The sequence below is a fragment of the Konateibacter massiliensis genome (assembly GCF_900184995.1).
GTDB classification, from domain to species: domain Bacteria; phylum Bacillota; class Clostridia; order Lachnospirales; family Lachnospiraceae; genus Lachnotalea; species Lachnotalea massiliensis.
Genome location: NZ_LT860098.1, coordinates 303,057 through 318,240 on the forward strand (window position 1 = coordinate 303,057; position 15,184 = coordinate 318,240).

Annotated in this window: 6 protein-coding genes; 1 reads left to right on the top strand and 5 read right to left on the bottom strand. The window is 37.2% G+C overall.

What is annotated here, in order from left to right:
• Positions 1-25 precede the first annotated feature (25 nt).
• From rfbB to CTY48_RS02805, 5 genes are all read right to left on the bottom strand, one after another.
• Positions 26-1,117 (bottom strand): dTDP-glucose 4,6-dehydratase, encoded by a 1,092-nt coding sequence (rfbB, locus tag CTY48_RS02785; protein ID WP_099466996.1) that lies wholly within the window; start codon positions 1,115-1,117, stop codon positions 26-28.
• Between the two features lie 178 nt (positions 1,118-1,295).
• On the bottom strand, positions 1,296-3,512 hold the full coding sequence (locus CTY48_RS02790) for a family 10 glycosylhydrolase (protein WP_099466997.1): 2,217 nt from the start codon (positions 3,510-3,512) through the stop codon (positions 1,296-1,298).
• 29 nt (positions 3,513-3,541) lie between these two features.
• Positions 3,542-6,745, bottom strand: a complete 3,204-nt coding sequence (locus CTY48_RS02795) for an N-acetylmuramoyl-L-alanine amidase (protein WP_099466998.1) — start codon at positions 6,743-6,745, stop codon at positions 3,542-3,544.
• Between the two features lie 263 nt (positions 6,746-7,008).
• Positions 7,009-8,802: an O-antigen ligase family protein gene (locus CTY48_RS02800; RefSeq protein ID WP_099466999.1), complete on the bottom strand. Its 1,794-nt coding sequence runs from the start codon at positions 8,800-8,802 to the stop codon at positions 7,009-7,011.
• Positions 8,803-8,843: 41 nt separating this feature from the next.
• Positions 8,844-13,406: an Ig-like domain-containing protein gene (locus CTY48_RS02805; protein ID WP_099467000.1), complete on the bottom strand. Its 4,563-nt coding sequence runs from the start codon at positions 13,404-13,406 to the stop codon at positions 8,844-8,846.
• Between the two features lie 386 nt (positions 13,407-13,792).
• On the opposite strand from CTY48_RS02805, the gene CTY48_RS02810 reads away from it, so the two are divergent.
• Positions 13,793-15,178, top strand: coding sequence for a sugar transferase (locus tag CTY48_RS02810; protein ID WP_236354708.1), 1,386 nt, complete (start codon positions 13,793-13,795; stop codon positions 15,176-15,178).
• The last annotated feature ends 6 nt before the right edge of the window (positions 15,179-15,184 follow it).

Genomic DNA, 15,184 nt, shown 5'->3' on the forward strand with positions numbered 1-15,184 from the left:
CTGTTTTTATTTTTGAAAAGTAATATTACTTTCCTTCCTCTTGTGTATACATATCCTTGTAGTATTTCTGATAGTCACCGCTTGTCACGTTTTTAAGCCAGTCCTCATTCTCAAAATACCATTTGATTGTAAGCTTGATGCCATCCTTAAACATGGTCTCCGGATACCAGCCGATTTCTTCCTTTATCTTATCCGGTGCAATTGCATAACGCATATCATGACCTTTTCTGTCTTCCACATAGGTAATCAAATCCTTGCTCACAAGCTTTCTTCTCTCGTCATTTTCTGGAAGCATTTCCTGTAAGGTCTCCAGAATAATATTAATAATCTCAATATTCTGCTTTTCATTGTGTCCGCCGATATTGTAGCGTTCACCGATTTTTCCGTTTTCCTGAACCATATCGATTGCCTTTGCATGATCATCCACATAGAGCCAGTCTCTTACGTTTGTTCCTGTACCGTATACCGGAAGCTTCTTTCCCTGTAAGGCATTGTTGATAATAAGCGGAATCAGCTTCTCCGGGAACTGGTAAGGTCCATAGTTGTTGCTGCAGTTTGTAATATTTGCAGGAAACTTATAAGTATCCACATATGCCTTTACAAGCATATCAGAGGATGCTTTACTTGCTGAATACGGGCTGTGAGGATCAATTGGGGTTGTCTCATAGAAGAATGTTCCTTCCTCTTCCAAAGAGCCATATACCTCGTCTGTGGAAACATGAAGGAATTTCTTGCCTTCCTTAAAGCTTCCGTCCTCCAGAAGCCATGCGTTTTTCGCTGCATTCAGCATAACGAGAGTACCTAGTACGTTGGTCTGTACAAATACCTCCGGATTTTTAATACTTCTGTCTACATGACTTTCTGCCGCAAAATGAACAACTCTGTCAATATCATTTTCCGCAAAAATTTTCTCAATTGCCTCTTTATCACAAATGTCCGCTTTCACAAAGGTATAGTTTTCTCTTTCCTCTACGCCCTTTAAATTTTCCAGATTGCCGGCATAGGTTAATACGTCCACGTTAATAATACGAATCTCATTGTTATACTTCTTAAACATATAGTGTATATAGTTTGAACCGATAAAACCAGCTCCGCCTGTTACCAGATATGTTCTCATGATAATTCCTCCACTGATAATTTATAATTTATTTTGTTGCATACTTGAAACAATTATGTGAATTACTCCGTAATTCACGCTATATCCCCATTCGGGGGTATAATGTCTAGCGACATTATACCATTATAAGGCAAATGCTTCAAGAAATATTTTTGTATGCGCATTCGTGGCTATCGCTTTACTTTGAAAGCTTTTTTAAATTCGCAAGCTCTGTCTTTGCCGCCGGTAAGCCAAAGGATTCATACCGGTACAGACTGTACCCCTTATATCCTGCATTTTTTGCTGCCTTATACTGGTTATAAAGGTTGGAAGCGCTGCTTCCCCAGCCTAGGTCATCGCCCCATACTGATGTGACCGGTGCACCTACCTTATACAATGCAAGTCCTGCATACATGGCAGTACCGTTTTTGTTTAATGCCGCCCACTGCTTCATTGTATTTGTAAACATCTTGCTCGACACTCCGCTTGCCGTCACATAGTCATCTGACCAATATAGCTGCGGACAAATATAATCGATATACCCTGTTTCCGACAGCCATGTCTCCACATCACAGCCAATGGATTTTGCGTATTCCACATTTCCTGCCGGACTTATTCCAAATATCACGTTGGAATCAATGGATTTGATTTTATCATAAACCTGTCGTATCATCAAATTTACATTTTCCATCTTTTTGCTTTGGCTTGTGCTGTCTGTCGACAGATAGAAATAATCGTCAAAGTGAATTCCATCAACGTCATAGTTCTTTACAATTTCTTCCACACCACCAACAATCTTTTTAATTGCACTAGTGCTCGCCGGATTTACTCTGCCTCCATCCGCAGTCCGATATGGATTAATCCATGCCTGAAAAAGGAGACCCTTTTTATGTGCTTCCGTCACCATAATCTCCAGCGGATCATAACTCGGTCCGTCATCACTCGAGGAGATAAAGTTTGCCCAACCATAGTATTCTGACGGATACACTGCATCACTAAAAGCTCTTACGTGCACAATTACAGTATTTAAGTTTTGCGCCAGCGCCGCATCATACATAGCATTAATATTCTTGGTGAATTCACTCTTGCTTTTATCCTTTAGTGTTCCGTAATCCAGATAGGATATCCAGACCGCCCTCATCTCCTGAGACAAATCCGCCGTATTTTTCTTCGGAACCTTTATTTTGACTAAAACCGCTTTTCCCTTTGTTCCATTGCTAAGCGAATATACCCGATAATAGTAAGTCTTCCCATCTGACATTCCTGTATCCGTATATTTTGCACTTTTGCTTTCCCCAATCTGGGTAAAGCCAGAGTTTTTCTTTGTGGAGCGGTAAATCACATAGCTAGCAGCTCCCTTGCTCTTTTTCCATGTGAGTTTAACATTTTCCTTACTGATGCTTGCCTTTAAGTTCGTCACTGCATTTGGTTTTGTATATGCTTTTATTATCTTTGCAGTTCCCGGAATCTTATCAGAGTAAGGAACTATCTTATAGTAATAAACCTGACCGCACTTTACCTTTGTCTGTCGATATGTCGTACCCGTCGTTGTTTTTACCTTTTTATACGTTCCTTCCTTACTGGTTGAACGATAAATTACATACTTGGTGGCTCCCTTGCTCGCCTTCCACGACAGATTGATCGTATTATAGGTTTCCGCCTTGTACTTTAAAGACTTTACACCTTTAGGACCTAGCGGAATTTTGCTCGCCTTGGAGGTCGTAACACCTTCTCCGAAAACACCGTTTCCTTTGGCACAGACCCTGTAATAATAGCTCTTTCCCTGTACCGCCGTCTTATCTGTGTACTTTAACTTTGTCGTCCCGCCAATCTCCTCAAAACCAGAGTTCTTGCTTGTTGAACGGTAAATCACATAGCTTTCTGCATTTTCTGCCTTTTTCCATGTCAAAGAGACCGTTATGTTCTGAACCTTCGCCGTAAGACTGCTGATTTTTCCCGGGTAAACGATTGGGGGCTGCTCAGGCACTGTTTGATCTTTTGTGCCCTCTGTGCCTCCGGTAGAGCTATCTGTACCCCCATCTTCGGTTTGTTTGTCTCCCGCATTCTCCCCGGTTTGTCCCTGACTTGTCACCGTAGTATCCGGCTGTGTTTCTTCTACTATCTCTTCGTTTGTTTCTTCGCTATCTGCCTTTTTCTCCTCGTTTGTTTCTTCGCTATCTGCCTTTTTCTCCTCGTTATTTTCCCCTTCTACTGCAACTTCACTTTCTGTATTCTCTATGACAGTAGAATTCTCTTCTATTGTATAATCTCCTGCCTCTATATCACCAGGCAAATCATAAGTAGAAGTATAACTGCCTTGTACCTCCGGCATATCGCCAGAAGCCAAGGCAGTCATTGAAACATTGGGAAATAACATCACGGCAGTTATAATAATTGCAATAATCCTTTTATTCACCGCTGCCTGTTCTCCTATTATTTCTCATTTTATTTCTTGCTAAGTCCGTAATATTCTGCAATTGCCGTTGCCGTTGCAACTCCAATATACTTCAATCCCGCCTCAGTTGATAAAATATCTCTGTCATCAGAGCCTGTTATAAATGCAGCCTCCACAATAATTCCCGGGAAACCTCTGCTAACACTATTACGAATAACAGAATAGTAGTCATTTACGCCGTCAGAGGAAAGCTTTGTTTTAACTCCTCGGTTGTTCAGACCCACACCTTGCAGTCTGCTTAATATTTTAGAACCAAGTGCCGAAGAGGTAGTCTTAAAGCTGCTGTTATTAGAATAATATACTTCCGCTCCGTTTGCAGAAGATGCTGCTGAATTTAAATGCTGGCTGATAAACATATCTGCTCCGTAATTCTTTGCAATTACCGTTCTCTCTTCAAGTCCTACGTAGGTATCGCCTGTTCTTGTCATCTTTACAACAACTCCGCTGTATTTCTCAAGCTCTGCCTTTGTGTATTGTGAAATCTTAAGGTTTAATGCGCTTTCACGCAGAGAACCTGAAACAGCTCCAGGATCAGAACCGCCATGTCCAGGGTCTAATACAATTACCACTCCGCTGGTTTCCTGATTTACTCCTACTTCACAGGTAGCTGTCACTCCGTTAATCGCTGTCGCTGTAATCGTTGTAACACCTGTCGCTACTGCTGATACAACACCCTTTTTCGAAACCGTTGCAACTTTTGTATTCGCACTGCTCCACGTAATTGTGGTGTTCGAGACGCTGCTCGGATTAAAGGATACCGTTAATTTAGCGGTTGCACCGCCTTCCAAATTCAATGAAGTCGTATTCAAAGAAATTGATTTCGGATTCACATAGGAGGTCTGTTTATAATCACTGTTGACACTCTTTGCTCTTGCATATACTCTGTAATAATAGGTTTTTCCGTTTTTTAAACCTGTATCCGTATAATTTAAGCTACTTGTCTCTGCAATCTTCTTATAACCCGAGTTACTGCTCGTGGAGCGGTAAATACGGTAAACTGTTGCACCCTTTCCTGCAGACCATGTCAATTTAACACTCTTTCCCCCTGCACTGCTAACCGCTAATTTGCTTATTGCACCCGGCTTAACCTTTACAGATGCCACCTTGCTTGCCTTGCTCTCTACTTTATTTGCCACTGCGCAAACTTTGTAGTAATACTTATTTCCTGCAACCGCTGTTTTGTCCGTATAGGATTTTTTGCTCTTAGATGCAGTACCTACTAATGTATAACCTGATTTTTCTGATGTGGAACGATAAATTGCATAGCTTCCGGCTCCACCTGCTTTTGACCAGGATATTGTAACCGAGTTATATGATTTATACGTTGCTTTTACATTCGTAGGTTTTTCCGGCTTTGTCACTGCGGATACAACTGCGCTTGTTCCACCCTTTGCCTTATCGGAATAAGAAATAACCTTATAATAATATGTAACGCCTGCTTTTACCGTATCTGTATATTTTACAGAAGTAACCGTTTTTAGTTTTTTATAACCGGTTGCCTCATTTGTAGAACGATAGATTACATATTTGGTGGCACCGCTGGCTTTTTTCCATGATAAATTAATCTTATTATATGCACTGCTTGATGCCTTCAGCTTTGTAACACCTGCTGCCGCTGCATACAATGACTGGATATTGCTGCCGTCACTCTCATAAGTTCCGTTTACCGCTGTTATCTTATAGGAGTACTTCGTCTTTGTTTTCAATCCGGAAGCCGTATAGCTCGCACTCGTCGTTGAACCAAGCAACGTATAAGCACCACCGTTTTTGGATTGATATACATTATATTTAGCTGCTCCTGTTACACCTTTCCAGGTAAGAGCTATCTTTGTTGCAGAAGATTGAACTGCCGTCAAGGATGTCGGCGCCGCAATCGTTGTCTTTGCTGTCACAACAACACTTACTTCACTCTTTACAGCCTTATTTTCTTCATCATTGACAAAAGCATACACCCGGTAAGAATAGTCTTTACCGACTAAGATATCGGTATCGCTAAATGTCGTAGCAGTTCCGTTGTATTTTTCTACATAGGTACTTTCTACACCATTCTGCATACGCTCAACAATATATCCCTTCGCGTCTGTGACACTGCTCCATGTGATTTTTATGTTGTTATAGCTGCTCACTGTGGCTGTCACATTGAGAGGTCTTGCCGGAGCGACAACAGTTGTTGCATCCACAGTATCCGTCTGTGCCGGCACATCAGTTGTTGAAGGAGTTGTCGGTGTCTCTTCCGGTGTTGTCTCCTGTGGCGTTTCCGGCGTTGTTTCCTGTGTATCGCTATCCTTTGCTGCTCCCTCTACTGCAATGCTGTCCGCCGTCTCTTCCGTCAATGTTGCATTTTCATCTATGCTATAGTCACCTTGTTCAATCTCTTCTGTTGTGGTAGAAAGTACAATTCCTGCCGCTGCAAAAAAGGCAGTTGGTCGATTTTTCGACACTTCTGCCTTTGCTGTCTTTCCTACTGCAAACCACTCAGCCTTAATAGTACCGCTCTTAATCACAAGTCCTTTTTCGCCCAAAGTGCTGTTGTTCAGAACACCTATACTCTTACTGCCTGTTGCAAGTAAATCAGCATTGTCTAAATTAACTGTTCCTTCATTATAAATTACACTTCCGTTATCTGCCTTATTTACGATGCTGCCTTCCCCTGCAATCGAGAGGGTAACGCCTTCCGCTACATAAAACAATGCTTCTGCCTGTTCGGAACTCATTGTGTAGCCGTTTAATTCAAGTGTTAATTCTGCCTCTTCCATACCCTCTGGAAGAGTAAGCTCTACCACTTCATCAACATTCAAGTCCTCTGAAAGGGCAACTGTTCCGTTTCCTGCCAAGGCTGTCTGAAACATTTCCTGTGCTTCTGAAACAGTCTCATCTGTTACAGCTTCGTCATCCTTTGCTGTCTGCTCATCTGTTGTTTGTCCGCCTTCTTCTGTCAACTGCTCATCTTCATTTGACGCAGCGGAGTTTTGTTCTTCTGTACTCTGTACATCAGTTGTCTGATCGACTGTATCGTTGCCAATCTCCTGCTCTTGCGTACTCTGCTCTGCTGCCTCACTGTCCCCTGTCTCCACCTGCACTTCTGTACCTGTAGAGGAAACAGAAGCTGCAGTTGCGTTTACCGGCATCTGAATGCTGGTAAAAGTTAAAGCAGTTACCAAACTCATCGCTAAAACCTTTTTAATTAATCGCATCTTTTCTCCTCTTCCCTGTCATATTCTGGATACTCTGAATATCCACTTAAAATAAATTATAAAGCAGCACTCTGCATAAGTCAAAAGTTAAATACTTACAATTTATTTAATATTTTAGATAGATTCTATCCTTCCACTCAACTTATATTTGTCGTTTTCACAATTACCAACCAATTAGAAAGATTAGCTTCATCAATGCCGCTTTTGAGCGTGAAAAGCATGTAGTAAATAATCATGGCACTTTTGGTGGAAACTTCAGAGTATCATGCAGACGGTTTCAGAATTCGATTTACGGCCATTCCTACTCCAAGTAACACCCAAAATATAGGTGCTACAGCAATGCAAGAGTCATTGGTTATCCCACATAGTAAATATCCAATTATTGCAAGAAAAATAGAAATCCCTACTAAATCCAGACTATTATATTCCTTTTTGTAAATTAATAACTTAAAACTGGTACTTAAATAATTTCCTACAAACACCAGAAAGCAGATTAAAGATAAAACACCGGTCTGAACTGCAATCTGAAGATATAAGCTGTGTGGCTTTGTTAATGTCTCCGTAAAGAACCCATAACTCATATTAGAACGCATCACATAATCATTTTGAGGAAAAACAATGGCAAACTGATCCGGTCCGGCACCATAAAAAAAATAATTTTTTAATAGTGGTATTGTCCTGCCCCAAATATACCCTCTAAAAGTAATCATTTTCTCATAACCACCAAATAATGCCGGGGCGTTTACCATTTTATCCGTTTTTCCGTTAATTGTTATATATTGATAACCATTTTCAAGTGCATCCGTAAATCGCCATTTTAATGAGTTGCATTGAAATGCAATATACTTTATTCCGTCTTTTTCGTATGATAGAAAGCTTAATTTAGAGTATTTCTTGTCCTGTAATTTATAATAGCCATCTTCCTCTGTTTTTTCGTTCAAAAGCAACTCATTTTGATTTCCATCTTTTATCTGTAAACTTAACGTTTGATTTTCTGTATACTCGGACAAAATATACAATTCATCTTCTCCATAAATGATTTTAACATCATTTTTACGCGGCTCTATCTTTGTTAATTTATATTCCTGCCTAATAATGCTCAAAGAATTCTGCAATCTGTATATGTATATTCCATCTGTCGCGTACTGGAAAATACCAAATGTGGCAATTAAGACAACCAAACCAAGCCTGAGAAATTTTTTATACTTTATAATCCTCCTTCGAAAAATACATAGGGAAATAAATAAGAGCATCGGTAACACAACTAAGGCGGTTTTTGAGCCACAACCTATAAGATTAATTGTTAAAATACCTGTTAATATAAATAACAATATCTTAGTTCTCTTGGATTTACTGTTAAATAGCCCTACCAGTACCAAAGGAAATACCATACATAAATAAACACCTACATAATTTGGATTGTACAATGTCATATATACACGGTTAAAACTCGTAGATGAAAAATTAAATATAACTGTGTCCCTATATTCCTTTAGTATAGTTGGAATAATTAAAAACTTTCCGAACTTCGTTCCAAAAAAATCTAGCTGAAACAATTGTAAAACACCAAGTATTCCTAAAACGGCTGCCGCTATATATACAATATTCAATATGTTTTTTATCTGTTTTTCAGTTGATACCACAGTATAGCAATAGCAGACTGTAATACAATAACCTAGTAATATCCATATCGACTCATATTGCTCAAATAATCCATGCAAACTAAAATATTGGTTTTTACTTAATATTGTTGAAAGAATAATTAAAACAGCATAGCTTATAAGTGCAAAAAAAATTCTTGAGAATTTTATCTTTTTCCTTTGTATCAAATGTCTATCTAACATTATAATACTCATACCTATTACCAAAAAAATAAAAACAATACTTTTTATATACAGAAAAAAATCTCCTGTTTTTTCCATGTTAGGGAACCAAGGAAACTGTGTTAAATTTGTATTCACAATGATAAGCCTTACTAATAAAGGGAGTATTCCTACCGTTAAATAAATCAGGATATCATCTATCTTTATATGTATTTTCTTTTTATTATTTTCCATTTTTTTATAATAGCTGCCGCAAAGCGGCAGCTATCCTTCTCTTATTTGATTTTTATTGATTTTATACCAGAGTCATTGCTATAAACTTTTGTTTTAGATACATTCACATAAGCTTTAACCTTAAAATAATATTTTTGTTTTGATTTTAATTTTTTTACTGTATAGCTTACTGTGCTTCCATTTTTTACAGTTGCAACCTTTTTATAGGTTCCATTTTTTGATGTCGCTGCGTAAATTTCGTATCCGCTTGCTTTGCTTACCTCTTTCCATGTTAATTCAGCAGTTTTTTTCGTCTCGCTTTTTATGCTTGTAATTTTAGTTTTCTCTGGCTTTTTAACAGTCAGGGTAAAAGTCGCTTTTTTACCGCTTCCATCTTTTGCCGTACAAGTTATCTTTGCTTTTCCCCCTCCAATAGCAGTTACTTCGCCTTTAGAGGACACTTTTGCAACCTTTGTATCAGAAGAGCTCCAGGTAACTTTGCTGTTTGTTGCATTTACCGGAGTTACAGCAGCCGTCAGTTTTACTTTTTCACCAACCGTTACTGTTTTGCTCTTAAGGTTTAAAGAAACCTTTGTTACTTTTATATTACTTGTCCCAACCGTTACTTTTACCGTTGCTTTTTTGCCATTTGACGTAGATGCAGTTATTGTTGCGTTTCCTGCTTTCTTTGCTGTAATAGCTCCATTCGCATTTACCGTAGCAACCTTCGTATTAGAAGAGGTCCATGTAATCGTCTTGTTCGTAGTATTCGACGGTGTCACAGTTGTCATTAACCAGTTATATTTTGTTCCTTTTTTCATGGTTATCTTTGACACATTAAGCTTCAAGCCCGTCGCTTCCACCTTAATCTCTTCCGCTTTGCTAACGGTGATTTTAAATGTGGCAACAGCATTTCCTCCATCGGTGGACGCTGCAGTAATATTTGCCGTCCCTTGGGCAATACCTTTTACTTTTCCACTTGCATCAACACTAGCAACCTTAGTATTTGAAGAACTCCAAACCAGCTTACCGTTTGTAGCACTATACTTTACTTTTGTATCTATCGCTGCTGAGAGCTGACTGCTCTCCCCTACTTTGATACTACTGTTTCCACTAATGTTAATTCCCTGAACATACACATACTCTGGTTCATATTTCGCAAGAATAAGTAGGTTATCCGTGACTTTTGCATTTAAATTAATTGCAGTTTTATCACTTTTAATTAGACTTTTTAGTGTATACTTATGTGCATATTTATGGTCTGCCTGATAATCCACAATCACTGGCTGAAGCACTTCTCCATCTAAAACATAAGATGTGTCATAAGTGTCTGCATACCAACTAAAATATTCAACCCCCTCATCCGTGTATACATCTTTGCTCAAATATCTAAAATTACTATCATTGACCGAAGACGGAGCCGTTACATTCAAGTAAGAATATGCCCCATCTGCATTAATTTTAATTGTTCCACCAGAGGCTGTGAACGCCTCATACTCGTCATAATCAAAGAAATTAACACTATAAGCACGACTTATTTCAAAATTTTGGTTGTCATACGCTTTTAGATAAATAGTATATTCCTCTCCTGCATTTAAATCGTATCCGATATAGTATTCGTCTTGAATGTATATATCAGTGTTATCCTCCAAATTCTCATTTGCCTCATCAAATACCTGAACATAACTATTTGATGCTATCATATAATATGTTGCACTCTGATCTGGCTTAAAGGTAAATTGATACCACTTATCCTTTTCTAATGTTTTTGTTTCTTTGTATCCGATTTCTATTGCATCTACAGCAGCTTTCTTATATTCGCCTAAAACAATTATATTATCCTCAATTATTTGCGTTGTATCCAATAGACTTCCTGACACATCATATAAATTCTCTAATTCATAAATCGAATCTGTAATATTATAATTTTGTTTATAATCATCCGTTGATTTCTGTATACTCTCTCCTTCCAGTATATACTCAGAGCTAAAATAATTCGCATACCACTCATTAGTCGAACCATAAGCAAATTTGCTCAGATATCTGAAATCATCTTCAATATCTCCTGCCTCTGCTTTTAATGAAACACCCTGATTGGTTTCAATATACAGATTTCCGTCTTGTTCCTTAAACCTATTATATTCATCAAAATCAAAATAAAATATTTTATAACCTCTATTAATATTAAATTCAACTTCATCATAAGTTTTTACATAAATCGTATATTCTTTTCCACTTTCTAAAAAGAATCCTGAAAGCCCTTTTTCTCCAGTACTTAAATAATCGGAGTCACTCAATTTCTTTCCATCGGCGTCCATAATCCTGATAATAGCGTCTTCGTCCGGAACAAAATACATTCCATTTTTATCAGGTGTAAAGGTAAATGCATTTGTGCTATCTTCTTGTAAAATCTTGGTTTCGGAAAGAGTTATATTCTCACTCTGTTCCACGTAACTTACATACTTTGCTAAGATTATTGTATTATTATTAATTTTTTGAGAATTCTCTACTATATTACCAGCAGTATCATATAAATCAATAAGTTCATAGTAGCCATTTACAATATCATAATCATTTTTGTATGATCTCACTACTTTCTTTAGCTGACTGTCTGATAACAAATCATAACTTGTAAACGGGCTTACTACCCAATAAGTGCCCTCTGCATCAGTATGCTTTTTAATGTACCTAAAGTTACTGTCATCTATATCATTTGACCCTTCTGCTTTTATAGTAACTTCTCCGGCATCATCTACTGAAAAATCAATCGTTCCCCCCGCATTTTTAAAACCAAAATATTCATCATAATCCATAACAAATAGCTTATTCTCTTTTAGAATACTAAATTGCTGATCCTCATATGGCTTTATAAAAATCGTATAGTTTTCTCCTCCCTTAAGGAAATAACTATAAGAACTGTTTCCTGCCCCTGAATTGATTGGATTCTTTGCCTCATCAACAATTGAAACTGAGGCACTATTTATATTCATAGAGTATATCGCTGTTTCACTTGGTTGAAAAGAAAATGTATACCATTGATTTTTTAACAATGTTTTTTCTTCTTTTACTCCAATTTCTTCTGCCGTACCTGACTTGTCTTCATATTTTACCAAAACCATTTTGTTTTCTTCTGTTGTATCATCCGGATTTAAAATCGTACCATCTGGATTATAAAAATTTTCTAATTCATAATACTCATTGTTTATACCATTTAGAGACTTATAATCCTCAAGCGAACTTCTAAGAGTATCCCCTTCAAGCACCACCCCACCTGTACTAACATAATAATTACCAACATATCCTTGATAATGTTCCCCAATATCCTTTAAGTCTATCTTGTTTTTATATTTACTGATATCCATTGTTTTAGGTGCCGTTGCAAGCATTTGAACATACCCCAAATCGTTTGTTTCAAGCTCAATAGAACCACCATCTTTTACAAATTCATTGTACATATCATAGTCAACATAAGACAATAGTTGCCCTTTTTTAATCTTTAATCCTTGCGCATCTGATGCCTTTACATAAATGCTATAAACCTGTCCTTCTTCCAGATAATATCCCCGAACATATGATCCGTTTATATAATTACTGCTAACATTATACTTTTGTTCTTCATTCCCATCTGCCACCGAAACTTCTGAATAATACGCATTATCAAACACCAAATGATAATGTGCTGTTTCTTCCGGAGTAAATTCGAATATTCTTGCTTCGTTCTTATTCAACTGTACTGTCTCATCATAATTAATAGTTTCTGAACCCTTTTCATATTTTGCAAGTATTAACATATCAGACTCTATACTAGCAGAATCATTTATGACTTCATCTTTATTATCATATAATCCTTCTAATTCATAATAACCATTCTGTATTCTACAAGTACCTTCATATGTTGTAATTATATCTTGTAAGGTATCTCCTTCGTACACAGAATAATACCTATAATAGTCCGCATACCAGTAGTTATCACTTTGATATGACAGTCGCTTAAATTTAATTTCATTAATATCCTCAGGTCCTTCTGCTACCAAAGAAGAGTATCCATTCAAATTTGTTTCTGCAGTAATTGTTCCGCCTGCTTCTGTAAAGGTAGTATACTCATTATAATCAAAGAAAAAAACACTGTATCCTCTGATTATTTTAATTGTCTGGTTGCTATCTGATTTTATAGCTATGTGATAAGTTTTCCCTTCTTCGAGATAAAATCCTCTGCCACACATTTGCTGATTATCTACAATCGTTAAACCTACAATTTCAATATCTTTAAAAGTTTCACTATCAAGTTGCTCTTTGACTGATATTTCAGTTTGATCTTTAGCATGTATAAAATATTTTGCACTCTTTTCCGGCTGAAATAAAAAAGAGTACTCTTCATCCTTCTCCAATGATTTCGATTCGAGATATCCTATTTCTTCTATCTCCTGTTCTAACTGAGGCGTCTCTTCGTCAGATTCTATCGTCATCGCACCTCCCGTGACAGTTCCACTACTTTCTTGACCGATTTCATTACTTTGTTCCAACTGATTGGGGGTTACTTCTGCTGAAACAGGTAATATATTACCAAATATTATAGATATTGTAAGTAATACAGCTACCCTTTTTTTCATTAGTTTTAGACTCATATGTCCATGTCCTCCTCTGCTTTAACGCAATCTTGCTTGATTCGATATTTTTTTTGTTCTAAAAGTATTATTCATAAATTTCACTCAAACATTAAGTTTCAATACAAAAAGCATCAAACATTTTTTTGTAATATTCATGTATCATCCTTCTAGTAAAAAATATATTTAATTTTTTTCTAGCACTATAAATATTCTATTGAATTTTGAATATTTTGTCAATATTTAGTGAAACTTTTGTAAAAAAAGAAAAACTCAAGATTTTAGATGCTTAACTTTTGGCAACAATATTGACAAGTATTTTTACCTCTGTTACACTAACTCTGAATATGGAATTTTATGAATACGTTTGATTTTATTGAAAAAAGGAAGAATTAGAGGTACTAGAATTGGAGAATTATAAAGAACAGTTTAAGCGTTTGATTACTTTTGCGGAAGTTCTTTCCATTATTGTGTTGGAGGCTTTCGTATTTTGGAATGTCTGGATGAACTATTATAATCAGGCACTTCCGAAGGAACTGCGCTATTGGAGACGTGGACATTGGGTTGTAATTATTTTATATATTGTATTGCTGTATTTTTTTTCGAAGGTTTACGGTGGATTTAAGATAGGGTATCTTAAATTGTCCGATGTAATTTTCTCACAAATTTTGTCCATGCTTTTGGTAAATGTGGTTACTTATCTGCAAATCTGTCTGATTGGCCGCTCTATCATGGATATCAAGCCTATTTTGATGGTTATTTCCATTGATGTGGTTATCATATGCGCATGGGCGGTCGCGAGCAAATATATATATATGAAGCTTTACCCACCGCACCGCATGATTATGGTGTACGGTGACAGGGATCCCCTTAGCTTAATACGAAAGGTCGGTTCTCGAAAGGACAAGTATGATATTCAGGAAAGCATTCATATCAGTGAGGGCGAAGATGTTATATTAGAAAAGATACTCAGCTATGAGGCAGTTATTATCTGCGATGTACCTTCCCAGATTCGTAACAATATTTTGAAGTTCTGTTTCAAATATTCCATCCGAGTATATGTTACACCGAAGCTGTCTGATATCATTATTCTTGGCTCTGATAATATTCATTTATTTGATTCCCCGCTTCTGCTCTCCAGAAACAGGGGGTTAAATCTAGAGCAGGCAATTGCAAAACGTATGCTTGATTTGGTGTTGTCTCTTATTATGCTTGTTATCGCATCACCGTTTATGCTTATTATTGCAATTTTAGTCAAGGCGTATGACAGAGGACCTGTTCTTTATAAGCAGGAACGTCTTACTCTTAACAATAAGAAATTTATGATATACAAATTCAGAAGCATGAAAATGGACTCTGAGAAAAACGGAGCCAGACTTGCCATGAAAAATGACAGCCGCGTAACACCGGTAGGAAGAGTCATTCGAAATATTCATTTTGATGAATTGCCGCAGATTTTTAATATTATAAAAGGAGATATGTCTCTGGTCGGTCCGCGGCCGGAACGTCCGATTATTGCAAAGCAATATGAAAAGGAAATTCCTGAATTTCCGTTCCGTCTAAAGGTAAAGGCTGGACTCACAGGTTATGCACAGGTGTATGGCAAATACAACACCACCCCGTATGACAAACTGAAGCTGGATTTGATGTATGTAGAGAATTATTCGATATGGCTGGATTTTAAACTGTTGTTAATGACTTTTAAAATATTATTCCAGAAAGAGAATACAGAAGGCGTCGAACAATGGCAGAAAACCGCTGTAAAAGACAAGCCTAAGGATTCGAAGTATTAAGGAGCG

Excerpts from the sequence above, each read along its gene's own strand:
- CTY48_RS02805 (WP_099467000.1), bottom strand. The coding sequence starts at position 13,406 with ATGAGTCTAAAACTAATGAAAAAAAGGGTAGCTGTATTACTTACAATA.
- rfbB (WP_099466996.1), bottom strand. The coding sequence starts at position 1,117 with ATGAGAACATATCTGGTAACAGGCGGAGCTGGTTTTATCGGTTCAAAC.
- CTY48_RS02795 (WP_099466998.1), bottom strand. The coding sequence starts at position 6,745 with ATGCGATTAATTAAAAAGGTTTTAGCGATGAGTTTGGTAACTGCTTTA.
- CTY48_RS02800 (WP_099466999.1), bottom strand. The coding sequence starts at position 8,802 with ATGGAAAATAATAAAAAGAAAATACATATAAAGATAGATGATATCCTG.